Source organism: Luteibacter sp. UNCMF366Tsu5.1 (assembly GCF_900119235.1).
In the GTDB taxonomy this organism is placed as follows: domain Bacteria; phylum Pseudomonadota; class Gammaproteobacteria; order Xanthomonadales; family Rhodanobacteraceae; genus Luteibacter; species Luteibacter flocculans.
Window position 1 is genome coordinate 1,076,168 of the sequence record NZ_FPIS01000001.1, and the last position, 24,140, is coordinate 1,100,307.

Sequence of the window (24,140 nt, forward strand, 5' to 3'; positions counted from 1 at the left end):
CGCCATGGCGGCTCCCACAGCCGCGGCATGGGTTTCGGCTTCATCGCTTCGTTGGCTTCTCGCCGCTGTAGCGGCTCCTACCGCCTTGCTGTTGTAGGAGCCGCCATGGCGGCGAGGAAAAACTTGCCTTGAGGTTGGGCGATCTGGGCAATGGGAAGTTGCCGGTGGGAGCCAGCCTGCTGGCGATGGGGATTTGCCTCGCGGCTACACCGCTTCGTTGGCTTTTCGCCACTAGAGTGGCTCCCACCTTTGCTTCGTTGGTGACTCATCGTTTCGCGAAGAACCAAAAAAAAGCGCCTGCAAGGCAGGCGCTTTTTCAAACACACATGGCTCGTGACGATCAGCTCGCGAATGCTTTCTGGCACCAGGCGAGCAGCGGCGCCCAGGTGAAGCCGAGGACCAGCAGTGCGAGTGCGTTGATGGACAACACCCAGCGTGCCGGCGCATCGGCCGTGGCGCGGACGTCCGTGCCTTCGGCGGGCTGGTCGAAGTACATCACCTTGACCACGCGCAGGTAGTAGTACAGGCCGACGATGGCGAACACGGCACCAACCACAGCCAGCCAGATCATGCCGGCATCGATCGCGGCCTTGAGGACCAGCAGCTTGCCGAAGAAGCCGAACAGCGGCGGCACGCCAGCGAGCGAGAACATCACCAGCAGCATCATGAAGGCGAACCACGGCGAACGCTGGTTGAGGCCGCGCAGATCGTCGATCTCCTCGCACTCGAAGCCCGAGCGCGACAGCACGAGAATCATGCCGAACGCCGCTGCGCTGGTGAGCGCGTAGCTCACGGCGTAGAACATCGACGCCGAGTAGCCTTCCGGACCGGCGTTGACCAGGCCGAGCAGCAGGTAACCCATGTGCGAGATGGTCGAGTAGGCCAGCAGGCGCTTGAGGTTGGTCTGCACGATGGCGACGAGGTTACCGATCGCCAGCGACAGCACGGCCAGTACGGCGAGCATCAGCTGCCACTGCGGGGCCAGACCCGACGCACCGCCCGCGACGTCGCCCATGCCGGTCGAGAGCAGACGATAGGCCATGCCGAACGCGGCCAGCTTCTGCGCGGAACCGATGAACACAGTGACGGCGGTCGGCGAGCCCTGGTAGACGTCCGGAATCCACATGTGGAACGGCGCGGCGCCCAGCTTGAAGCCGATGCCCACGATCAGGAAGACCAGCCCGAACAGCATCAGGGTCTTCCACTCGGTACCGACGATCGCGGCGTGGATCGTATGCAGGTCGAGGCTGTGCGTGGCGCCATAGATCATGGACATGCCGTAGAGCAGCATGCCCGACGCCAGGGCGCCCAGGACGAAGTACTTGATCGCGGCTTCGGAGGACAGACGCGAATCACGGTTCAACGCCACGAGCGCATACGACGACAGGGTCAGCAGTTCGAGGCCCAGGTACACCGTGACCAGGCTACCCGCGGCAACCAGAAACATGATGCCGACCGTGGCGAAGATCGTCAGCGTGTAGAACTCGCCGAACGGGATCGCCCGTTCCTTGAGGTACGGCCGGGCGTAGACGAAGATCACCGCGGTAATCAGCAGCGAGAACAGCTTCAGCACCTCGGACACGCCGTCGCGGACGAACATGCCGCTGAACGCTGTGACGGACGACGCCGGCTGGCCGTCCACGACCAGGAAAGCGCCGACCAGCAGCACGAGGATGGAGAGCCAATGGACCGCGCCCTTCTGGCCGGGCTTGAGGTACGCATCCAGAAGGAGCAGCACGCAAGCCGCGACCACGAGGTAGACCTCGGGGAGCAGGATCAGGATGTCGTTGATACTCGGCATGGATAGTTCCCGCTCAGACTTTGGTGATGGCCAGTTGCTCGACAATACGAGCGACCGACGCATCCATCAGGTGGACCAGCGGCTCCGGCCAGATGCCGAGGACCAGCACACCGGCGGCGAACGCGCTCAGCATGAAGATCTCGCGACCGTTGACGTCCGTCAGCTCCGCCACGTGCTTGTTCTTGATGTCACCCCACAGCACGCGCTTCACCATCCACAGCGTGTAGGCAGCACCGATGATGAGCGTGAACGCGGCGAACAGTGCGATCCACGGGTTGGCGCTGAACGAGGCCAGGATGACCATGAACTCGCCGACGAAACCGCTGGTACCCGGCAGGCCGCTGTTGGCCATGGCGAACAGGACGTAGAACGGGGCGAAGATCGGCATCACGTTGATGACGCCGCCGTAGTCCTTGATCTGGCGCGTATGCATGCGGTCGTAGAGCACACCGATGCAGCTGAACATGGCGCCCGAAATGAAGCCGTGCGAGATCATCTGCACCATCGCACCCTGCATGCCCAGGCGGGCGGCGTCGGGATTGTTGGTCTCACGCACCAGCAGGAAGGCGATGAAGATGCCCAGGGTCACGAAACCCATGTGCGCGATGGACGAGTACGCCACCAGCTTCTTCATGTCCTGCTGGACCAGCGCGATGTAGCCGATGTAGCAGACCGCGATCAAGCTGAGCACGATCACCAGCCAGGCGAACTGATGCGACGCATCCGGCGTGATCGGCAGGCTGAAGCGAAGGAAGCCGTAGCCACCGATCTTCAGCATGACCGCCGCCAGCACCACCGAACCGCCGGTGGGCGCTTCGACGTGGGCGTCCGGCAGCCAGGTATGCACCGGCACCATCGGCACCTTGATCGCGAAGCCCAGCAGGAAGGCGAAGAACAGCCAGCTCTGCTCGGTCAGCGTGAGGTGCACGTTCGCCATGTCCGACATCGCGAAGCTGCCGCCGGTCTTGTGATACAGGTAGATCAGGCCGATCAGCATGAAGATCGAGCCGAAGAACGTGTAGATGAAGAACTTCAGCGTGGCGTAGACACGGCGCGGTCCACCCCAGATACCGATGAGGATGAACATCGGGATCAGCATCGCCTCGAAGAACACGTAGAACAGCAACGCGTCCGTGGCGCAGAACACGCCGATCATCATGCCTTCGAGAATCAGCATGGCCGCCATGTACTGGTGCGGCTTGTTCTGCACCACTTCCCACGCGCCCACGATCACGAGGATCTGGACGAACGTGGTGAGGATGATCAGGGCGACGGAAATGCCGTCGACGGCCAGCGAGTAGTTGATCCCCAGCGACGGAATCCAGCTCATGGATTCGGTCAACTGGAGCGTACCGGTGCTGGCGTCGTAGGCCGGCAGGAGAGCGAGGCTGGCCGCGAAGGTGGCAACCGCCACCAGCAGCGAGATCCATCGGGCGGCGCCGGGCCGGCCATTGCCGGCCAACAGCACCGGGATGGCGCCGACGACCGGGAGCCAGATCAGCAGGCTGAGCAAGTGATTCGACATAGAGCTCGTTTCCCTTATTGCCCGATCAGCCAATACCCGCCGAGGAGCAGGATAAGACCGAGGATCATGGCGAACGCGTAGTGGAAGAGGAATCCGGACTGCAGGCGGCGTGCGCCACCGGCGATGCGCTGCACCAGGTGGGCCGAGCCGTTGACGACGGCGCCGTCGATGATGGCGGTATCGCCCACCTTCGACAGACCCTCGCCCAGCTTCACCCCGCCCTTCGCGAACACCGCGAAGTAGAGTTCATCGATCCAGTACTTGTGGTTGAGCAGCTCGTACACCGGCTTCAGCGCGTTCTTCGCCTTGTCGGCAACGGACGGGTTGAAGAGGTACACGTAGGTGGCGACGACGAAGCCCGCCAGCGCCAGCCAGAACGGTGCCGCGGTGAAGCCGTGCAGAGCCATGCCGAGGGCGCCGTGGAACTCGTGGCCGACTTCGGCAAGCACGTCGTTCACTTCGTTGACGTGGATGGCCTTGCCGAACCAGTCGCCGAACAGCATCGGACCGACGGTGAAGAAGCCGATCAGCACCGACGGAATCGCCAGCAGCACCAACGGCACGGTCACCACCCAGGGCGACTCGTGCGGCGCGTGCGCCAGCACGCCCGGCTTACCGTGGCCGTGGTCGTCGTCATGGTGGTCGGCGTGCGCGTCATGGCCGTGACCATGCGCCTTGTGCTCCACCGTGAAGCGCTCCTTGCCATGGAAGGTCATGTAGAGGAGGCGGAAGCTGTACAGCGAGGTGACGAACACGCCCGCCAGCACGCAGAAGTGCGCGTAGCCGGCACCCCAGCGATGCGATTCGCCGACGGCTTCGATGATCGCGTCCTTCGAATAGAAGCCCGAGAAGAACGGCGTACCGGCGAGCGCGAGCGAACCGATCCACATCGTGATCCAGGTGACCGGCATGTACTTGCGCAGGCCGCCCATGTGGCGCATGTCCTGCTCGTGATGCATGCCGATGATGACCGATCCCGCGCCGAGGAACAGCAGCGCCTTGAAGAAGGCATGGGTCATCAGGTGGAACACGGCGCCGCTATAGGCGGAGACGCCGAGCGCCACCGTCATGTAGCCGAGCTGCGAGAGCGTCGAGTACGCGATGACGCGCTTGATGTCGTTCTGCACGATGCCGATAAGGCCGGTGAACAGCGCGGTAGTCGAACCGATCACGAGGATGAACGACAGCGCCGCATCCGTCAGTTCGAAGATCGGCGACATGCGCGCGACCATGAAGATGCCGGCCGTGACCATCGTCGCCGCATGGATCAGTGCCGAGATCGGGGTCGGACCTTCCATCGAGTCCGGCAACCACACGTGCAGCGGAACCTGGGCGGACTTACCCATGGCACCGATGAAAAGCAGGACGCCGATGACCGTTGCGGCATCCCACGCGTGGTTCTGGGTGATCTGCAGGGTCTTGCCGACCAGCTCCGGCGCGTGGTCGAACGCCGTCTGATAGTCGAGCGTGCCGAGGAAGTACAGGATCGCCGAGATACCGAGCAGGAAACCGAAGTCGCCCACGCGGTTGACCAGGAACGCCTTGAGGTTGGCGAAGATCGCCGTCGGGCGCTTGTACCAGAAGCCGATCAGCAGGTACGACACCAGGCCCACCGCTTCCCAGCCGAAGAACAGCTGCATGAAGTTGTTGCTCATGACGAGCATCAACATCGAGAAGGTGAACAGGGAGATGTAGCTGAAGAAGCGCTGGTAGCCCGGGTCATCCGACATGTAGCCGATGGTGTACAGATGCACCAGCAGCGACACGAAGGTCACCACCACCATCATCATGGCAGTGAGGCGATCGACCATGAAGCCCACGGAGGCGTGGAAGCGGCCGATCTCGAACCAGGTGTAGATGTCCTGGTTGAAGTTCTGCGCGCCGCCCCAGACCAGCTGGTAAAGCACGTAGAACGACAGGCCGCAGGCGATCGCCACGCCGAGGATGGTCGCGGTGTGCGCCCCTGCCCGGCCGATCACCTTGCCGAACAGGCCGGCCAGGATCGAACCCACCAGCGGTGCGAGGGCGATCGTCAGCAGGATTGAAAGCGAGAGACTCATCGGATCAACCCTTCATGCTGTCGATTTCGGCGACGTTGATCGTGCTGCGATTGCGGAACAGCAGGACCAGGATCGCCAGGCCGATGGCGGATTCCGCCGCGGCCACGGTGAGAATGAAGAACACGAACACCTGGCCGCCCACGTCGCCGAAGAAGCGCGAGAAGGCCACGAAGTTGGTGTTCACCGCCAGAAGCATCAACTCGATCGCCATGAGCAGCACGATCACGTTCTTGCGGTTGATGAACAGGCCGGCGACGGCGATGCAGAACAGGATCGCGCCGAGGACGATGAAATGGGAAAGCGTGATCACGGAGCGTTCTCCTGCGGCGGCACGACGACCGGGGCCGGGCTGACGGAAGCCATCTTCTCGCTGGCCACCTTGACCACGCGGACGCGGTCGGCGGCGTTGACGGCCACCTGCTGCGCGGCGGTCTGGTAGCGCACGCCCGGACGATGACGGAGCGTCAAGGCCACGGCGGCGACGATACCCACGGTAAGGATGAGCGCGGCGATCTCGAACGGCAGCAGGAATTCCGTGTACAGCGCCTGGCCGAGCCAGGCGACGTTGGAATCACCGGCCGGATTCGGGCCGAGCGTGTGAGCGTGCATGGCGCGGACGCCGATCATGGCCAGCATTTCCACCAGCATAACCACGGCCACGACGATGCCCACCGGCAGGTAGCGGATGAAGCCCTCGCGGACCGCCTCCTGCTTGATGTCGAGCATCATGACCACGAACAGGAACAGCACCATCACCGCGCCGACATAGACCACGACGAGGGCGATGGCAAGGAACTCGGCCTCCGCCAGCAGCCAGACGCAGGCCATGCTGAAGAAGGTCAGCACCAGCGAGAGCACGGCGTGAACCGAGTTCTTTACGGTGATGACCATAAGCGCGCCAATCACGGCCACGCCACCGAAGAGGTAGAAACAGATGAGTTGAAGCAGGTCGTTATTCATCGCATAGGTCTCCGGGCGCTCAGCGGTAAGCCGCGTCCTGAGCGCGGGCGGCAGCGATGTCCTGCTCGAAGCGGTCACCGATGGCCAGCAACTGGCCCTTGGTCACCACGTTCTCGCCACGGTGCTCGAAGTGGTACTCGTGCACGTGCGTCTCGACGATCGAATCGACAGGGCAGCTCTCTTCGCAGAAGCCGCAGAAGATGCACTTGAACAGGTCGATGTCGTAGCGCGTGGTACGACGCTGGCCGTCTTCCGGACGCGGTGCCGAGTCGATCGTGATCGCCAGCGCGGGGCACACCGCCTCGCACAGCTTGCACGCGATGCAGCGTTCCTCGCCGTTGGCATAACGGCGAAGCGCATGCAGACCGCGGAAGCGGTTCGACTTGGGGATGTGCTCCATCGGGTAGCGCATCGTGTACTTCGGCTTGAACATGTAGCGCATGGTCAGCGCCATGCCCTGGAACAGTTCGATGAGCAGAAGGCTCTTGAAATAGTGGGTTACGCGGGACATGACTCTTTAGGCTCCCGTACCGATGTGGACCCAGCCGAAGTACTTCATGCAGCCGGCGACGAGGACCCACACGATCGTGATGGGAATGAAGACCTTCCAGCCGAGACGCATGATCTGGTCGTAGCGGTAGCGCGGGAAGCTGGCGCGGAACCACAGGAACAGGAAGGCGAAGAGGAATGCCTTGATGAACAGCCAGTGGAAGCCGCCGTGACCGACAAGGCCCCAGGACTCCGGGAACGGCGACAGCCAGCCGCCCATGAACAGGATCGAAGTGAGGAAGCTCACAAGGATCATGTTGGCGTATTCGGCGAGGAAGAAGATCGCGAATGCGGAGCCCGAGTATTCGACGTGGAAGCCCGCCACGATTTCCGACTCGCCTTCCGCCACGTCGAACGGTGCGCGGTTGGTTTCAGCCACGCCCGAGACGAAGTAGATGACGAAGACGGGCAGCAGCGGCAACCAGAACCAGTCGAAGAAATTGCCGCTCTGCGCATTGACGATGGCCGTGAGGTTCAGGCTACCGGTCAGCACGAGCACGCACACGATGGACATGCCCATGGCCAGCTCGTACGAAATGACCTGAGCCGCAGCGCGCATGGCACCCAGCATCGCGTAGCGCGAGTTGGACGACCAGCCGGCGAGGATGATGCCGTACACACCCATCGAGGTCATCGCGAGCAGGTAGAGCACGCCCGCATTGAGGTTGGCGAGCACGGTTTCCGGACCGAACGGGACCACCGCCCAAGCCGCCAGCGCCGGCACGAGGGCCAGCATCGGTGCGAGGTAATAGAGGAACTTGTTCGCGTTGGTCGGAAGGATCACTTCCTTCAGCAGGAGCTTCACGACGTCCGCGAAGGCCTGAAGCAGACCGAGAGGACCGATCTTGTTCGGCCCCATGCGCACGTGCATCCAACCGATGACCTTGCGTTCCCAGTACACGAACATGGCCACCGCGATGATCAGTGGCAGCACGATCGCCACGATGAACAGCACGGGCATCAACAGGTGGTCCCAGAGTTGCTGACCCATGGTTTATGCCTTGCTCAGAGTGATGGCCGCGCCGTACGGAGGCAGCATGGCGGTTTCGGAATGCGCAGCCTCGATCCACGCCGCACCCGTCGGCACGGCGGCATCGATCGCCACCGGCAGCACGGCGTCGCCGATGCGGGCGTTGCCGCCCTCGACGAGACCCAGCTTGCCGGCGTCGTCCGCATTGATGCGGATGGCCGGCGCGCGGTTCAGCGGATGCGCGTTCAAGGCGCCGGCGCGACGAAGCACGGCGTCGGCACGATAGATCGGCAGCGTGGCGAGGCGGGAGAAGGACACACCCGACGCACGCGAACCGAGCTGCTGACGACTGTCGGCCGCACGCTCCGTGATGCCTTCGCGGAGGCCGACGAGATCGTCGAACTCGAAGCCCGGCAGGCCGAGCGAACCACCCAGGGCACGCAGCACCTTCCAACCCGGACGCGCTTCGCCCGGTGCCTTCGCACCGGCAACGACGGCCTGGGCATTGCCCTCGACGTTGACGAGCGTGGCATCGATTTCCGGCGTAAGACCGATCGGCAGGATCACATCCGCCGAGTCCTTCAACGCGTCGCTCGCGTAGGCCGCAAAGGCCACGACGGTCTGCGCCGAGTGCATCGCCTGCAACGCCAGACCACCGTCGGCGAAATCGTGCGGCGGCTCCACGTTGTAGAGCACGTAGCCCTTGCGCGGCTGTGCCAGCATGCCGCGCGCGTCGAGGCCACCCGCGCTCGGCAGCACGCCGACGGCGGAGAGGCCCAGTGCGTTGGCGCCGACCGGGATCTCGTTGAAGGCAGCACCGGAGGCCTGCGCGATGAAGCGCGCGATGGCACGCAGCCAGGAGGCTTCCGGATGGGTCGCCGCGGCCTGACCGAACACCACCACCGAACCGTCGGAAGACAGCGCCTTGAAGGCGGCGCGGTGATCGTCCGTGGTCTCGACACCGGCAAAGGCGCCCGCGAGCGTATCCGGTACCGACGCACCGCCTTCGCTGGCGGCCTTCGCCAGCACCAGCAGTTCGTTCACCAGCGCGTGCGGCGCAGCGACGGATTCACCGGCAAGCGGGTAATTGAAGTTGAAGTGCGCCGGATTGACGGCGTAGACCTTCGCGCCCTTCTTCACGGCCTGACGGAGGCGGTGATTGAGCAACGGGACTTCGTGGCGCAGGTCCGAACCGACCAGCAGCGCGCTCTTCACCGTCTGGAACGACGCGATGGTCGAAGCGAACGGCTTGGCAAACGCATTGTCGGCGAAGTCGAGCTGACGCAGACGGTGATCGACGTGCGCGCTGCCGAGGCCGCGTGCGAGGCGAACGAGCAGCTCGCCTTCCTCGTTCGAGGTGGCGCCGTGAACCAGGAAGCCGAGATCGGAACCGGCAACGCTCTTCAGCGCCTCGCGGGCGACCGAAAGGGCGTCATCCCAGGTGGTGGCAGCCCACTGACCATTGCGCTTGACCATCGGGGTCTTCACGCGATCGGCGGCGTACAGGCCCTGATGGCTGTAGCGGTCACGGTCGGACAGCCAGCACTCATTGATCGTTTCGTTGTCGCGCGGCACCGTGCGCAGCACTTCGCCGCGGCGGGTGTGCAGCCACAGGTTGGAACCGAGCGCATCGTGGTAACCGATGGACGGACGCGCAATCAGCTCCCACGCGCGGGCCTGGAACTGGAACGGCTTGTTGGTCAGCGCGCCGACCGGGCAGACGTCGATGATGTTGCCCGACAGTTCGCTCTCGATCGTCTTGCCGATGTAGGTACCGATCTCCAGGTTCTCGCCGCGGCTCATGCCGCCGAGTTCGTAGGTACCCGCGATTTCGCTGGTGAAGCGCACGCAGCGCGTGCACTGGATGCAGCGGGTCATCTCGGTCGCGACCAGCGGCCCCAGATTCTCGTCGGCCACGGTGCGCTTGCGCTCGTTGAAGCGCGACACCGAGCGGCCGTAACCGAGCGACACGTCCTGCAGTTCGCACTCGCCGCCCTGATCGCAGATCGGGCAGTCGAGCGGATGGTTGATGAGCAGGAATTCCATCACGTTGCGCTGCGACTTCAATGCCTTGTCGGAACGCGTGAAGACCTTCATGCCCTCGCCGACCGGCGTGGCGCATGCCGGTGCCGGCTTCGGCATCTTCTCGATTTCCACCAGGCACATGCGGCAGTTGGCGGCGATCGGGAGCTTGCGGTGGTAGCAGAAGCGCGGGATGGGAATACCGACGGCATCGGCCGCCTGGATGATCATCGACCCCTTGGCTACCTGCACCGGAACGCCGTCGATCTCGATGTTGACGAGATCCGGCGCGGCATTGGCTACGGGCTGCGCACTCATGCAGCGACTCCAGTGGTGACCGTGCCAGCGGGACCGTCCACGATGGAACGGCCGTGCTGCACGTAGTATTCGAATTCGTGCCAGAAGTGGTACAGGAAACCCTGCACCGGCCACGCGGCGGCTTCGCCGAACGCGCAGATGGTGTGTCCTTCGATCTGACCGGCGACGGCCTTCAGGCGGTGCAGGTCATCCTGCGTGCCCTGCCCCTCGACGATGCGCGACAGCACGCGATACATCCAGCCGGTGCCTTCGCGGCACGGGGTGCACTGGCCGCACGATTCCGCCTTGTAGAAGCGCGAGATGCGATGGCAGGCACGCACCATGCAGGTGGTCTCGTCCATCACGATCACGGCACCGGAACCCAGACCCGAACCTGCCTTCTGCAGCGAGTCGTAATCCATGGTGCATTCCATGATCTTGTCGGCCGGCAACACCTTCATCGAGGAGCCGCCGGGGATGACCGCCTTCAGCTTGTTGCCGTTGCGCACGCCACCGGCCAGCTGCAGCAGGTCGGCAAACGACGTGCCGAGCTTGATCTCGAAGTTGCCGGGATTGTTGACGTGACCCGAGACCGAGAAGATCTTCGGGCCGCCGTTGTTCGGCTTGCCGATGTTGAGGAACCACTCCGCGCCGTTGCGCAGGATGGCCGGCACCGAGGCATAGGTCTCGGTGTTGTTGATGGTGGTCGGACGGCCGTACAGACCGAAGCCCGCCGGGAACGGCGGCTTGAAGCGAGGCTGGCCCTTCTTGCCTTCGAGCGACTCCATCAACGCGGTTTCCTCACCGCAGATGTAAGCACCCGCGCCGAGGGCGTTGTAGATGTCCACGTCGATGCCGGAGCCACCGATGTCCTTGCCGAGCAGGCCAGCCGCATAGGCTTCCTTCAGGGCTTCTTCGATGTGCTCGAACGGCTCGTGGTGGAACTCGCCGCGCAGGTAGTTGTAGGCGACCGTCGAGCCCGTGCAATAGCAGGCGATGGCCAGACCTTCGATCACCGCGTGCGGGTTGAAGCGCAGGATGTCGCGATCCTTGCAGGTACCCGGCTCGGATTCGTCCGAGTTGCACAGGATGTACTTCTGCCCCGGCGCATTGCGCGGCATGAACGACCACTTCAAACCCGTGGGGAAGCCGGCGCCGCCGCGACCGCGCAGCGAGCTCTTCTTGATCTCTTCGATCAGCGCGGCCGGATCGGGCTTCTCGGCGAGAATCTTGCGCCACGCCTTGTAGCCATCCACTTTCTCGTAGCTCTCGAGCGCCCAGGGCTTCTCGAAATGCAGGGTCGTGTAGACGACCTGGTGTTCCTGCGGTGCGGGTCCAACCGGACCAGTGGTGCTAGCCATTGCCCTTACCTCACTTCAGACCGTCGAGGATCGCGTCGACCGATTCGGTCGTCAGCTTCTCGTGGTAATGACCGTTGACGACCATCATCGGCGCGCCTGCGCACGCAGCGAGGCATTCCTCTTCCTGCTTGAGATAGATGCGACCGTCCGCCGTGCTTTCGCCGGTGCGGATGCCGAGCTTCTTCTCGCAATGGCGCACGATGCCCTCGGCACCGTTCAGCCAGCAGGAAATGTTGGTGCAGATGGCAACGTTGTTGCGTCCGACGGGCGACGTCTCGAACATCGAGTAGAAGCTCGCGACCTCGTAGGCCCAGATCGCGGGCAGGTCGAGATACTTGGCGACCGCCGTGATCAGTTCGTCCGTGAGGTAACCCTGGTTCTGTTCCTGCGCGCCCATCAGCGACTGGATCAGCGCCGAGCGCTTGCGATCCGGCGGGAACTTCGAGACCCAGTGGTCGATGTGGGCGCGGGTGTGATCGTTGAGCACGACGAGAGGATCGACGTCCTTGACCTGCTCGAAATGACCGGTGGCTTTCATGATTCAGTTCACTCCGTCGACTTAGCGGTCGACTTCGCCGAAGACGAGATCGTAGGTGCCGATCATCGCGACGACGTCGGCGAGCATGTGGCCCCTCACGATGGCGTCGATCGAGGACAGGTGCGCGAAGCCCGGTGCACGCAGATGCACGCGGAACGGCTTGTTCGCACCGTCGGACACGAGATAGCAGCCAAATTCACCCTTCGGCGCTTCCACCGCGGCATAGGTTTCGCCCGGGGGCACGCCGTAGCCTTCGGTAAAGAGCTTGAAGTGGTGAATCAGGGCTTCCATGTCGTTCTTCATCTCTTCACGACTGGGGGGCACGACCTTGTAATTGCGCGCCATCACCGGGCCCGGGTTGGCCTTCAGCCATGCCACGCACTGCTGGATGATGCGATTGGACTGGCGCATTTCTTCGATGCGCACGAGGTAACGGTCGTAGCAGTCGCCGTTGACGCCGACCGGAATGTCGAAGTCCATCTTGTCGTACATGGCGTACGGCTGCTTCTTGCGCAGATCCCAGGCGATACCCGAACCGCGCAGCATGGCGCCGGTCATGCCCCAGGCCTGCGCCTGCTCCGGCGAAACGACGCCGATGCCGACGGTACGCTGCTTCCAGATGCGGTTGTTGGTGAGCAGCGCTTCGTATTCGTCCACGCGCGCCGGGAAGTCGTTGGTGAACTCCGTGAGGTAGTCCAGCATCGAGCCTTCGCGCCAGGCGTTGAGGCGCTTCAGGTCACCACCCTTGTGCCAGGGCGACTCGCGGTACTTCGACATCTGCTCCGGCAGATCGCGGTACACGCCACCCGGGCGGTAGTACGTGGCGTGCATGCGCGCGCCCGACACCGCCTCGTACACGTCCATCAATTCCTCGCGCTCACGGAACGCGTAGAGGAAGACGGCCATGGCGCCAAGATCGAGCGCGTTCGAACCCACCCACATGAGGTGGTTCAGGATGCGCGTGATCTCGTCGAACATGGTGCGGATGTACTGCGCACGGATGGGCGCCTCGATACCGAGCAGGTTCTCGATGGCGCGCACATAGGCGTGCTCGTTGCACATCATCGACACGTAGTCGAGACGATCCATGTAGCCGATGGACTGGTTGAACGGCTTCGACTCGGCCAGCTTTTCCGTACCACGGTGCAGCAGACCCACGTGCGGATCGGCGCGGACGATGGTTTCACCGTCCATCTCCAGCACGAGGCGCAGCACGCCGTGCGCAGCAGGATGCTGCGGGCCGAAGTTCATCGTGTAATTGCGAATTTCTTCCACGGCTTAATTCTCCCGCCAGTGGTCGGCGGATTCCGCCCTGGCCTGATCGAGGTCGGCGTCGTTGCGGATCGTGCGAGGCACCAGCACGCGAGGCTCGATCGATACCGGTTCGTACACCACACGCTTCTGCTCGGGGTCGTAGCGGACCTCGACGTTGCCGATCAGCGGGAAATCCTTGCGGAACGGATGGCCGACGAAACCGTAATCCGTGAGGATGCGGCGCAGGTCGGGATGGCCGTCGAAGATGATGCCGAAGAGATCGAAGGCCTCGCGCTCGAACCAGTCGGCGCCCGGCCAGATCGGCGTGATGGACGGTACGACCGGAAACGTGTCGTCTTCGCACGGAACGCGCAGGCGGATGCGCTGATTCAGTTCGATCGACAGCAAGTGGATCACCGCGGCGAAGCGGCGCTGCTGCTCGACGAGGCGCGGACGCTCTTCCCACGTGAAGCGGCCCACGGCCTGGCCTTCCACGCCGCGCGAGAAGCTCTCGCCGTGCGCCGTGTCGGTGTCCCACTCGGTCTTGCCGTAACCGAGGTAATCGATACCGCAGACGTCGATGATGGTGCCGAAGCGGAAGCCGGCTTCATCGCGCAAGGCGGTAGCAACGGAAATAAGGTCGCCCGAAGCCACCTCGGCGGTGACTTCGTTGCGCTCGACCTTCACGCTCAGCATGTCGCCGAAGCGCGCGGCGAGCCGTTCGACCAGCGAGGTCTCGTTAGTAACGCTCATGATGCCCTGGCCCTGTTAGCGCGCGATCGTGTGAGTGCGGCGGATCTTCTTCTGCAACTGCAGGATGCCGTGGATCAGCGCTTCGGCCGTCGGCGGGCAACCCGGCACATAGATGTCGACCGGAACGATGCGATCGCACCCGCGCACGACCGAATAGGAATAGTGGTAATAGCCGCCGCCGTTGGCGCACGAGCCCATCGAAATGACCCACTTCGGGTCGGGCATCTGGTCGTAGACCTTGCGCAGCGCCGGGGCCATCTTGTTGACCAGCGTGCCGGCCACGATCATGACGTCCGACTGACGCGGGCTGGGACGGAAGATCACGCCGTAACGATCGAGGTCCAGGCGCGCCGCACCCGCATGCATCATTTCCACGGCGCAGCAGGCCAGACCGAAGGTCATCGGCCACATGGAACCGGTGCGTGCCCAGTTCATCAGCGCGTCGATGCTGGTGACGCCGAAACCGCGGTTGACGACCGGGGCATCGCCGTTCGGACGAAGGATGTCGTCGACGAGGTTGAGCGGTTCCGGGTTGTGCATCACCCGGTCGATGCTGGTCATCACTCCCATTCGAGCGCTCCCTTCTTCCAGACGTAAGCGAAACCGACCACGAGCAGCGCGAGGAACAGCGCCATCTCGATCAGCGCGATGGCACCGATCTTGGCGAAGACCACCGCCCACGGGAAAAGGAAGGCGATTTCGAGGTCGAAGATGATGAAGAGGATCGCGATGAGGTAGTAGCGCACGTCGAATTTCATGCGCGCATCCTCGAAGGCTTCGAAGCCGCACTCGTACGGTGCGAGCTTGTCCGCGTCGGGACGCTTCGGACCGGCAAGCATGCCGATCGCCAGGAGGACGATGCCAAGGCCGATGGCGACGGCGATGAACAACAGGACGGGCCAGTATTGGGCAAGCACGATGCTGCGTACCTCCGCGCCTCGCTGGGCGCATCAGTGACCGTCGGCGGGGACGAGCGGTCCGGCTAGTGTCGCCGAAGCTTTTTTCGAATCGATCCAAACGGCCCGACCCGTGTCGGCGCGGCAGGCACGCCAACGACTCCGGATATCCACAATCTCACGTTGGGGAACCGAACTATTGTACCAGTGCGTGCAGGTATGACGACAAGCCTTAATGAGGGAAAAACTGCATCCTCATGGTGCAATCGGCGGCTTTGTCGCCTCGTCGGCTCACGATCGACGCCGGATGCGTCCGACGGTCACATGGTCTGGGTCGGTCGTTCCGACGACAGCGTGCCGGCCAACAGGCCCTCGATGCGCTGACGCGCCGCTTCGCTCTCGGGCGATTCGTTGAATTGCACGCCGACGCCGGCGGTGCGGTTGCCCTGGGCCCCCACGGGCGTGATCCAGACCACTTTGCCGGCCACGGAGACGCGCTCGTTCTCGTCGATGAGGGTGACCAGCAGCGCCACTTCGTCGCCCAGGCTGTAGCGCTGCGCGGTGGGCGCGAACAGCCCGCCGGTCTTCAGGTAGGGCATGTACGAGATGTACAGGGAGTTCACGTCCTTGATCTTCAGCGAAAGGATGCCCTGTCGCGGCGATGAGCTGATGGCGGTCATGGACGTCGGATTCCCTGGGTAGATTGCATCCTAGCTAGCCCACGGGCCGTGCGACAAGCCCGACAGGCTCGGGTTCCTGCCCGGCCCACCCGTAGCGGTCGTAGATCCACGGGGTGGAAAGGTCGGCCGTGAGCTTCACGAAGGCGGGGCCCGGCGCATCGCGCAACGGCAGCAACCAGTCGTCGCCGGCCCGCTCGACCGGCGCCTTGCGCCAAAGCCACTCGGCCACGCCACGCCCATCCGCCAGGACGAGTCGCACCCGCGAGCGAGCGAACGGACCCGGCCGCCACGGCAGGCGAAGGACGCCCTGCCCGGGAGCGAGCGGGGGACGGTCGAAGCGTTCGGGGCGCGAGGCGATCCGGAGCATCCGCGTGCGGCTCAAGGCCATCTGCGTGTGGTGCTCCAGCACGGCCTCGCACTTCGTGGCCTGCCGCTCGGGGTCGGCGTCCGGCACGAGGAGGTCCTCCTGTGCGGACCGCTCGATGCCGTGGACCATGTAGGTCAGCACGTCCGCCGTGGAGCCCACCGCGGCCAGCGCCAGGCGCGCGAGGACATGCGCGGAGCCGTGATCCGGGTGCGTGTCGCCCAGGTCGGGAATCACCGCCAGATTGGGTCGCGTGCGTTCCAGCACGCGGCGGAACGCCTCCAACGCCGAGGCGTGGCGCCGACGCAGGGCATCGGTCACCTGCATGTCGTGCCAGCCCAGTGCGTGCAGATGGTCGGGGCCGACACCCAGCCGGGCCAGGGCCGCGGCGACCTCGCCCCGACGACGCGCGCCCCAGCGCGCGCGCGCAGCGGCATCGATAACAAGGCGGCGTTCCAGCCAGCGCTGCGGCCACGGGTTGTCGTCGCCATCCGTGAGCAGGAGCACGTCGACGCGTCCACCGGCGGCCAGCGTGCGCTGGATCAACATGCCGGCTGCGAGCGATTCGTCGTCGGGGTGCGGCGCAACGACCAGCAGCCGGGTGCTGCTGTCGATGACGGGATGGCGGGACACGGTGGATTCCTTAGGAGATCGAGACGTCGACTCGATTAAGACCGATAGCGCGATAAAAATGCGTCAACGCCACGCCGCAAGCAGTTCCAGCAGAACGAGGTCCGTGCGCAGCGGTCCCCGCAAGGCGTCGCGGGCGCGGTTGGCCCTGGCGTACCAGCCGTCCAGCCCCTCGTCGTCGAGCTGGCTGTCCAGCGGGAGGGCCTGACCCGAGGCGCGGGCCCGCAGTTCATCGGCCGCGGTCTGCGCAGCGAACCAGAGATAACGGGCCGGGTCGGCGGCTTGCCAGCGCTTGACCACTTCCATCGCGTCGCCCCGCCCCGCCGCCAAGGCCTTGAGGTCGTGGCGAACCTCGCCGCGCTGCTTCAGCGCCCCGTCGGTCGCCCAGGTACGGGCCATACCCGGATTGCCGCCCGCGGCGTCGAGCGCAGCCGGCGCATCGGTCACGCCTTGGGCGCGCAGCCAGTCCAGGGCCACCGCGCGCGAGGGCGGCAGGAAATCGATGCGCTGGCAGCGGCTGCGAATGGTCGCCGGCAGCCTCGCCGGCTCATCGGCCAGCAGGACCAGCAGCGTGGCGGGCGTCGGCTCTTCGAGCGTCTTCAACAAGGCGTTGGCTGCCGCCGCGTTCATCGCGTCCGCCGGGTCGATGGTGACGACCTGCCAACCGCCGAACTGGCTCGCCATCGACAGGCGCTGCGACAGGTCGCGAATCTGGTCCACCACGATCTCGCTGCGGGTGACGCCGTCCTTGCGCAGGCCGAACGACAGACCGATAAGGTCCGGATGTGTGCCGGCTGCGACGAGCTCGCAGCTACGGCAGGTGCCGCAGGCCACGCCATCCACGGGGCGCTGGCAGAGCAGCCCCTTGACGAAGGCGGCGAGGAAATCGCGCTTGCCCAGCCCGGCCGGGCCGGCCAGCAGCAAGGCGTGAGGCAGCGCGTCGCGCTCACGCCGCGCCTGCAGGCGCGCCCATGCATCGGCGTGCCACGGACGCAGCGTCATGGCGCGTGTCCCGCAAAAAGATGCGCGAGGCTCGCGATCGCCTGACCCAGCACATCCTCCGGCGTGGCACTGGCGTCGAGCAGCCGGAAGCGTGCGGGTTCGGCCGCCGCGCGCGCGCGATACATGCCGCGCACGCGCTCGAAAAAGGCATCGCCTTCCACTTCGATGCGATCGGCCTCGCCACGCCCGGCGGCGCGCGCGCGCCCGGTACTGACCGGCAGGTCCAGCAGCAGCGTGACATCCGGCTTGAGGCCCGCTGCGGCCCAGCGTTCCAGTTCGGCAATGCGCTCGGCGGGCTGCCCACGGCCGCCGCCCTGATACGCGTAGCTGGCGTCGGTGAAGCGATCGCAGAGCACCCACTCACCGGCCGCCAGCGCGGGCTCGATGACCTGGCGCACCAACTGCGCGCGCGAGGCGAACATCAGCAACAGTTCCGACTCCGCGCACAGTTCGTTGTTGGCCGCGTCGAGCACGACGCCGCGCACGGCCTCCCCTACCGCCGTACCACCCGGCTCGCGGGTGACCACGAGATCCACGCCCTGCGCGCGAAGGTGCGCCTCCAGGCCGCGCAGCAACGTGCTCTTGCCGGCACCTTCGCCGCCTTCGAGGGAGATGAAACGGCCACGCTGGGAGTCGGTCACTTGCATCGCTTCAACTGATAGCAGGCCACGGCCCGGTTGTGTTCTTCGAGGGTGGACGAGAAGACGTGGCTCCCGTCACCGCGGGCGACGAAGTAAAGCTCGCTGCCCGCTGCCGGATGCAGCGCCGCCTCGATCGCGGCGCGCCCAGGCAATGCGATCGGCGTCGGCGGCAGGCCCGCGCGCGTGTACGTATTGTAGGGCGTGTCGGCGGTCAGATCGCTCTTGTGGATGTTGCCCGCATAGGCGGCACCCATGCCGTAGATCACCGTGGGGTCGGTCTGCAGAAGAATGTGCTGTTGCAGGCGACGCACGAACACGCCCGCGATGCGCGGACGCTCGTCCGCCCTGCCCGTCTCCTTCTCCACGATCGACGCGAGGATCAGCGCCTCGTACGGTGTGGCGAGCGGCAGGTCCGGTGCGCGGTTCTTCCAGGCCTCGTCGAGCGTGCGCGACATCGCGACATACGCACGCTTCAGAATGGTTGAATCGGGATCGCCCTTCACGTACGCATAGGTCTCGGGCAGAAAGCGACCTTCGGGGTGCTCGTCCTCGGCGCCCATGCGCTTCATCAGCGCGGCGTCGTCGAGATCCGCCGTATCGTGGGTGAGCGTGTCTACCGCGGCGAGCGCGCGGCGCAGATCGGCGACCGTCCAGCCGTCCACGATGGTGAAGTTGCGCTGCATGACCTTGCCGGCGGCCATGTCGGCGATGAGATCGCGCGGCGACATGCCCGGGCGCAGCGCGTACTCGCCGGCGTGCAGGCGACCGGAGGCATGCATCTGCATCACGAGCAGGCGCCAGTAAAGCGGCGAGGCCTGCGAGGCTTTGCGGTTGCGCAGGTCGCGCACGATGTCCTTGAAGGACGCGCCGCGCACCACGTCAATGCTCTGCGCGGTGCCAGCGACTGTCAGCGGTGACCGGGCGAAACGCGCCCAGTCGAACCACAGCCAGGAACCCGCCGCGATCGCCGCAAGCAACAGCACCAGCAAGATGACACGCCAGAGGGCGATGCCGCGCACTTTCATCGATCGGAATCCTTGGAACCAGTGGGCAACGGCAGTCCGATCTCAGCCCAATGCGCCTGGAGGGCACGGGCGACGGGGCCGGGCTGCCACGAGCGGGTCGCGAAAACCCGAACCGGGAGAATGCCGCGAACGGCAGACGTGAGGAAGACCTCGTCGGCCTCGACAAGCGTTGCCAGCGAAAGGCGCACCTCGGCAACCTCGCGCACGGCGCCCACTTCGGCCCGGGCGACGCCTGCCACCCCGCAACCAACCACCGACGGCGTGACCAGTCGGCCGGCGACCACGGCGAAGAGATTCGCCGCCGTGGCACAGACGACATGACCCTCCATATCGAGCATCAGGCCCTCGGCGATGTCCGGCGTGTTCCATTCGGCGCGGGCCAGCACCTGTTCGAGGCGATTCAGGTGCTTCATGCCCGCCAGCGCGGGCTGCACCGCGAGTCGCATGGCACATTGCCGAACGACGATTCCCTCGGCATAAGCGCTCGCATCGAGCACGAGGGACGACACCGTCACGGCGACCGTCGGGCGCGCGTCGTCAGAAAATGCGTAGCCACGCGCGCCGACGCCGCGGGTGACGGTCACGCGAGCAACGGCATCGTCGAGTCCGTTGGCCAGGCGCAGCACTTCTGCATGGATCGCGGCCATGTCCGGCGGCGATATGCGCAATCGCGCACAGCCCTCCGCAAGACGTTGCGCATGACGCGACCACAACGGCGCGCGCCCGCCGACCATCCGCAGCGTCTCGAACAGTCCGTCGCCGTAGGTGAATCCACGATCCGCAACGGACACCCGATCCGCATCGACGAAGTCGACCGAGGTGCGCGTGATGCTCATGCCACGCCGAACACGCGCAGCAAACCGCGTGCCTTCGCGCGGGTTTCGTCCAGTTCTCGCTCCGGTACGGAGTCGGTGACGATGCCGGCCCCCGCGCGCAGGGACACCGCGTTGCCTTCGACGGCAAAACTGCGAATGAGGATGTTGAGGTCCATGTCGCCGCTGTCGTCGAGATAACCGAGCGCACCGGTATACGCACCGCGCGCCTCGCCCTCCAGCGCGCCAATGATCTCCATGCAACGCACCTTCGGGCATCCGGTGATCGTGCCACCCGGGAAGGTCGCAGCAATGACCTGCCCCGGCGTCACGTCGTCGCGCATGCGTCCGCGCACGTTGGAAACGATGTGGTGAACGTGGGCATAGCTCTCCACGACCATGAGTTCATCGACTTCCACCGTGCCCGGCACGCAGACCCGGCCGAGGTCGTTACGCTCGAGGTCGATCAGCATCACGTGCTCGGCCCGCTCCTTCGGGTGTGCGGTGAGTTCGCGAATGCGCGCCGCATCGTCGTCACCCGCGACGCGCGGCCGCGTGCCAGCAATCGGACGCGTTTGCAGCATGCCCTCGCGCGACGCCACGAGTCGTTCCGGCGACGAGCTGACGACCGCCCAGCCGGGCTGCTGGATAAGACCGGCGAACGGCGCCGGGTTGGCCACACGAAGCGCCAGCATGAGTTGAGCGGGCGTCGGCGCCTCCGCGAAGCGCGCCGTCCAGCGGCGCGAGAGGTTCACCTGGAACACGTCACCCGCGCGCAGATGCTCGTGCACACGATGCACGCCTTCGATGAAACGTGCCGGCTCGTCTTCGTCCACCGTCAACGGCACGGCGAGCGGCGTCACCGCCATCGACGCGTCGAGGTCGGCAGCCAGCACATCGAGCCAGTGCTCCGCTCCCGCCTCGGCAACGAGAACGGTGCGCTGTTCCAGGTGATCCACGATGGCGGCCGCGGGCGCACGCAGCGCGAACGCCATGGGCGCACTGCCCGTCGCGACGGGAAGACGCAGACTCGGCTCGATCTGCCCGACAAGTTCGTAGGAAAGGTAGACGATCCAGCCGCCGTGGAAAGGCAAGCCGTCTGCCACGCGAGCCTTGCGCCGCGAAGACCACGCGCGATCCAACGCGTCAAGGAAACTACCCGACTGTAAGACGCTGTTCTCGTCGCGCGTCAGGCCATCGGCCGAGAGCGTGAGCGACGCGTCGCCAGCGGCGAAGAGGATGTCGAACCGGCTCTGCGGCGTACCGTTGACGGTGCTGGCGAGCAGCGCGGCATAGCGATCCGGATACGACGCGGCCGGCGCGAGAAGATCGCGCCGGCCTGCCAGGGTTCGCGTGACGAAGGCCAACGCGTCAGACGCGACGGAAAGCGAGCGTGCCGTTCGTGCCGCCAAAACCGAACGAGTTGGAGAACACGACGTCGATCTTCGCCTCTTCCGCCTTGTTCGGCACGAGATCCATGCCGAGGGCCGCTACTTCCGGATCGACCTCTTCCAGGTTCATGGTCGGCGGCATGATGCCGTCGCGCAGCGCGAGGATCGAGAAGATCGCTTCCACGCCGCCCGCCGCACCGAGCAGATGACCCGTCACGGACTTGGTCGAACTGACGGCGAAGCTGCCCTTGCGCGTGGCATGGTCGCCGAACACGCTGCGAATGGCCTTGGCTTCGCCGAGATCGCCCACCGGCGTGGACGTGCCGTGCGCATTCACGTACTGCACGTCGGACGCGTTCAAACCGGCGTCGTGCAGCGCGTTGCGCATGGCCAGTTCCGCACCATCGCCGCTCGGCGCGGTGATGTGGTACGCGTCGCCGCTCATGCCGAAGCCGACGATCTCGGCAAGGATGTTGGCACCGCGCGCCTTGGCGAATTCGTATTCCTCGAGCATCAGCATGCCGGCGCCGTTGGAGAGCAGGAAGCCGTCGCGGCCCACGTCCCACGGACGGCTGGCATGAATGGGATCGTCGTTGCGCGTGGACATCGCCTTGGCCGAGCAGAAGCCCGCCATGGCCGTCGGCGTGGTGGCGAACTCGGCACCGCCGGCGAGCATGGCGTCGGCATCGCCGTACTGGATGAGGCGCATGGCCATGCCGATGTTGTGCGCCGCCGTCGTGCATGCCGAGACGAGGGCGATGTTCGGGCCCTTCATCCCGTGATAAATCGACAGGTTGCCGGCGACCATGTTGATGATCGAACTCGGCACGTAGAACGGCGACACCTTGCGCGGCCCCTTCTCGGCCAACTCGATCGCCGTCGCCTCGATGGTGTGCAGACCACCGATGCCGGCGCCCGCGGCGACGCCGATACGTCCCGCGTTTTCCTCGGTCACCACCAGTCCGGACGCCCGGAACGCATGGGTACCCGCGACGATGCCGTAGTGGATGAACGGGTCCATCCGCTTGAAGTCCTTCGCGATGGAGCGACGCTCGTCATCCGGCGTGTCGGTGCCGGCGAAATAGGCGTCGACCGGATCGAAGTCACGAACCTCACCGGCGATGCGCGTGGCGTACGCGGTGGCGTCGAAAGCGGTAACAGGGCCGATGCCGCTGTTGCCGTCGACGACGTTCTTCCAGGCGGTGGCGAGATCGTTGCCGACCGGGGAGACAATGCCCATGCCGGTCACTACCACACGTCGCTTAGTCATGCGTTCTCATCCTTCACTTGTTCCGCGCAACCATACGCGGGCGCAGGTTGCGTTAGACGCAAACAAAAACTGCGCCATGACGGCGCAGCTTCCGTGTCGCTCGGAGATCGACGGGAGGCGGCGCCTCCGATCGACAACCAGTCGCTCGATCAGGCCTTGACGTGGGCCTTGACGTAATCGATCGCCTGCTGGACCGTCGTGATCTTCTCGGCTTCCTCGTCCGGGATCTCGCACTCGAACTCTTCCTCGAGAGCCATCACGAGTTCGACCGTGTCCAGCGAATCGGCGCCCAGATCGTCAACGAACGACGCGTTGGTGGTGACTTCCTCTTCCTTGACGCCCAGCTGTTCCACGACGATCTTCTTGACGCGTTCTTCGATGGTGCTCATGTTGCCTTTACCTCCCGAGGGAAAATTCCGGCGGCATTGTAGTGGCTGAGACCGGAGCCCGCCAACACACACCGCCACGTTGATGACGCCCGGTTTTTCTTAAAGCCGGGCGCGAAATGACGATTGTCTCTCAAAATCGGGCCGGTGGCGACTGCCAGCGTGCCGCCGGGGCCGTCCCGATCAGGGCATGTACATGCCGCCGTTCACGTGCAGGGTCTCGCCGGTGATGTATTTGGCCGCCGGGGACGCCAGGAAAGCCACGGCCTCGGCGATGTCGTTCGCTTCGCCCAGATGGCCCAGCGCAATGCCCGACAGGAGCGCGGCACGCTGCTCTTCGGGCAGAGCGCGGGTCATGTCGGTATCGATGAATCCGGGGGCGACCACATTCACGGTGATGCCACGGGAACCGATCTCGCGGGCCAGCGACTTCGAGAACGCGATGATGCCGGCCTTGGCAGCCGCGTAATTGGCCTGCCCCGGATTGCCGGTGACGCCGACCACCGAGGCGATGCTGACGATGCGACCCTTGCGCGCTTTTATCATGCCGCGCATCACCGCCTTCGACGTACGGAACACGGAGGTGAGATTGGTCTCCATGATGGCGCTCCAATCGTCTTCCTTCATGCGCATCAAGAGCTGGTCGCGCGTGATGCCAGCATTATTCACGAGAATGGAAACGGCGCCCGTTTGTTTGGCGATGTCGTCGACCAGAGCCTCGATCATCGACGCGTCCGTCACGTCCAGCACGCGGCCGTGACCGCCATGCGCGGCGAGACGCTCGCCGATGGCATCGGCACCGGCCTGGCTGGTGGCGGTACCGAACACGGTGGCGCCCAGTGCGGCAAGCTTGTCAGCGATGGCGGCGCCGATACCCCGGCTTGCGCCGGTGACGAGGGCAATCTCGCCCTTCAGGGGATGAGTCATGGGAGTTCCTTGCGAGGGAGCGGGGA

The 24,140-nt window shown here is 65.0% G+C and carries 24 protein-coding genes; all 24 read right to left on the reverse strand.

Going from position 1 to position 24,140, the window contains the following annotated elements:
* Window positions 1-340 precede the first annotated feature (340 nt).
* The gene (nuoN, locus tag BT115_RS04620) at window positions 341-1,801 is read right to left on the reverse strand and encodes an NADH-quinone oxidoreductase subunit NuoN (RefSeq protein ID WP_072321329.1); all 1,461 of its coding nucleotides are present in this window, start codon (window positions 1,799-1,801) and stop codon (window positions 341-343) included.
* 13 nt (window positions 1,802-1,814) lie between these two features.
* On the reverse strand, window positions 1,815-3,326 hold the full coding sequence (locus tag BT115_RS04625) for an NADH-quinone oxidoreductase subunit M (protein ID WP_072321330.1): 1,512 nt from the start codon (window positions 3,324-3,326) through the stop codon (window positions 1,815-1,817).
* Window positions 3,327-3,340: 14 nt separating this feature from the next.
* Window positions 3,341-5,386, reverse strand: a complete 2,046-nt coding sequence (nuoL, locus tag BT115_RS04630; protein WP_072321331.1) for an NADH-quinone oxidoreductase subunit L — start codon at window positions 5,384-5,386, stop codon at window positions 3,341-3,343.
* Between the two features lie 4 nt (window positions 5,387-5,390).
* Window positions 5,391-5,696, reverse strand: a complete 306-nt coding sequence (gene nuoK / locus BT115_RS04635) for an NADH-quinone oxidoreductase subunit NuoK (protein ID WP_072321332.1) — start codon at window positions 5,694-5,696, stop codon at window positions 5,391-5,393.
* Window positions 5,693-6,346 (reverse strand): NADH-quinone oxidoreductase subunit J, encoded by a 654-nt coding sequence (locus tag BT115_RS04640; protein WP_072321333.1) that lies wholly within the window; start codon window positions 6,344-6,346, stop codon window positions 5,693-5,695. Before BT115_RS04640 ends, nuoK begins: the two co-directional genes overlap by 4 nt.
* A gap of 19 nt (window positions 6,347-6,365) precedes the next feature.
* Window positions 6,366-6,857 (reverse strand): NADH-quinone oxidoreductase subunit NuoI, encoded by a 492-nt coding sequence (nuoI, locus tag BT115_RS04645; RefSeq protein WP_072321334.1) that lies wholly within the window; start codon window positions 6,855-6,857, stop codon window positions 6,366-6,368.
* 6 nt (window positions 6,858-6,863) lie between these two features.
* Window positions 6,864-7,886: an NADH-quinone oxidoreductase subunit NuoH gene (gene nuoH, locus BT115_RS04650; protein WP_072321335.1), complete on the reverse strand. Its 1,023-nt coding sequence runs from the start codon at window positions 7,884-7,886 to the stop codon at window positions 6,864-6,866.
* A gap of 3 nt (window positions 7,887-7,889) precedes the next feature.
* The gene (gene nuoG, locus BT115_RS04655; RefSeq protein ID WP_072321336.1) at window positions 7,890-10,205 is read right to left on the reverse strand and encodes an NADH-quinone oxidoreductase subunit NuoG; all 2,316 of its coding nucleotides are present in this window, start codon (window positions 10,203-10,205) and stop codon (window positions 7,890-7,892) included.
* Window positions 10,202-11,545, reverse strand: coding sequence for an NADH-quinone oxidoreductase subunit NuoF (gene nuoF, locus BT115_RS04660; protein ID WP_072321337.1), 1,344 nt, complete (start codon window positions 11,543-11,545; stop codon window positions 10,202-10,204). Before nuoF ends, nuoG begins: the two co-directional genes overlap by 4 nt.
* Window positions 11,546-11,555: 10 nt before the next feature.
* Window positions 11,556-12,083, reverse strand: a complete 528-nt coding sequence (nuoE, locus tag BT115_RS04665) for an NADH-quinone oxidoreductase subunit NuoE (protein ID WP_072321338.1) — start codon at window positions 12,081-12,083, stop codon at window positions 11,556-11,558.
* A gap of 21 nt (window positions 12,084-12,104) precedes the next feature.
* Window positions 12,105-13,334, reverse strand: coding sequence for an NADH-quinone oxidoreductase subunit D (locus BT115_RS04670; RefSeq protein WP_255369383.1), 1,230 nt, complete (start codon window positions 13,332-13,334; stop codon window positions 12,105-12,107).
* A 27-nt stretch (window positions 13,335-13,361) separates the two neighbouring features.
* Window positions 13,362-14,090: an NADH-quinone oxidoreductase subunit C gene (locus tag BT115_RS04675; protein ID WP_072321340.1), complete on the reverse strand. Its 729-nt coding sequence runs from the start codon at window positions 14,088-14,090 to the stop codon at window positions 13,362-13,364.
* Window positions 14,091-14,105: 15 nt separating this feature from the next.
* Window positions 14,106-14,660: a NuoB/complex I 20 kDa subunit family protein gene (locus BT115_RS04680; RefSeq protein ID WP_072321341.1), complete on the reverse strand. Its 555-nt coding sequence runs from the start codon at window positions 14,658-14,660 to the stop codon at window positions 14,106-14,108.
* A complete protein-coding gene (locus tag BT115_RS04685; protein ID WP_072321342.1) occupies window positions 14,651-15,007 on the reverse strand; it encodes an NADH-quinone oxidoreductase subunit A in 357 nt (118 codons plus the stop codon). The genes BT115_RS04680 and BT115_RS04685 overlap by 10 nt, the downstream gene beginning before the upstream one ends.
* A gap of 299 nt (window positions 15,008-15,306) precedes the next feature.
* The gene (locus BT115_RS04690) at window positions 15,307-15,666 is read right to left on the reverse strand and encodes a PilZ domain-containing protein (RefSeq protein WP_072321343.1); all 360 of its coding nucleotides are present in this window, start codon (window positions 15,664-15,666) and stop codon (window positions 15,307-15,309) included.
* Window positions 15,667-15,700: 34 nt separating this feature from the next.
* Window positions 15,701-16,663 (reverse strand): PIG-L deacetylase family protein, encoded by a 963-nt coding sequence (locus BT115_RS04695; RefSeq protein WP_143144456.1) that lies wholly within the window; start codon window positions 16,661-16,663, stop codon window positions 15,701-15,703.
* A 63-nt stretch (window positions 16,664-16,726) separates the two neighbouring features.
* The gene (gene holB, locus BT115_RS04700; protein ID WP_072321345.1) at window positions 16,727-17,662 is read right to left on the reverse strand and encodes a DNA polymerase III subunit delta'; all 936 of its coding nucleotides are present in this window, start codon (window positions 17,660-17,662) and stop codon (window positions 16,727-16,729) included.
* Window positions 17,659-18,309: a dTMP kinase gene (tmk, locus tag BT115_RS04705; RefSeq protein ID WP_072321346.1), complete on the reverse strand. Its 651-nt coding sequence runs from the start codon at window positions 18,307-18,309 to the stop codon at window positions 17,659-17,661. The genes holB and tmk overlap by 4 nt, the downstream gene beginning before the upstream one ends.
* Window positions 18,300-19,328, reverse strand: coding sequence for an endolytic transglycosylase MltG (gene mltG, locus BT115_RS04710; RefSeq protein ID WP_072321347.1), 1,029 nt, complete (start codon window positions 19,326-19,328; stop codon window positions 18,300-18,302). The genes tmk and mltG overlap by 10 nt, the downstream gene beginning before the upstream one ends.
* Complete coding sequence (gene pabC, locus BT115_RS04715; RefSeq protein ID WP_072321348.1) at window positions 19,325-20,164, reverse strand: aminodeoxychorismate lyase; 840 nt, start codon at window positions 20,162-20,164, stop codon at window positions 19,325-19,327. The genes mltG and pabC overlap by 4 nt, the downstream gene beginning before the upstream one ends.
* A complete protein-coding gene (locus tag BT115_RS04720) occupies window positions 20,161-21,507 on the reverse strand; it encodes an aminodeoxychorismate synthase component I (protein WP_072321349.1) in 1,347 nt (448 codons plus the stop codon). Before BT115_RS04720 ends, pabC begins: the two co-directional genes overlap by 4 nt.
* Window positions 21,508-21,511: 4 nt before the next feature.
* The gene (fabF, locus tag BT115_RS04725) at window positions 21,512-22,801 is read right to left on the reverse strand and encodes a beta-ketoacyl-ACP synthase II (RefSeq protein WP_072321350.1); all 1,290 of its coding nucleotides are present in this window, start codon (window positions 22,799-22,801) and stop codon (window positions 21,512-21,514) included.
* Between the two features lie 149 nt (window positions 22,802-22,950).
* Window positions 22,951-23,190 (reverse strand): acyl carrier protein, encoded by a 240-nt coding sequence (gene acpP / locus BT115_RS04730; protein WP_072321351.1) that lies wholly within the window; start codon window positions 23,188-23,190, stop codon window positions 22,951-22,953.
* A gap of 180 nt (window positions 23,191-23,370) precedes the next feature.
* Window positions 23,371-24,114: a 3-oxoacyl-ACP reductase FabG gene (gene fabG / locus BT115_RS04735; RefSeq protein WP_072321352.1), complete on the reverse strand. Its 744-nt coding sequence runs from the start codon at window positions 24,112-24,114 to the stop codon at window positions 23,371-23,373.
* Between the last annotated feature and the right edge of the window lie 26 nt (window positions 24,115-24,140).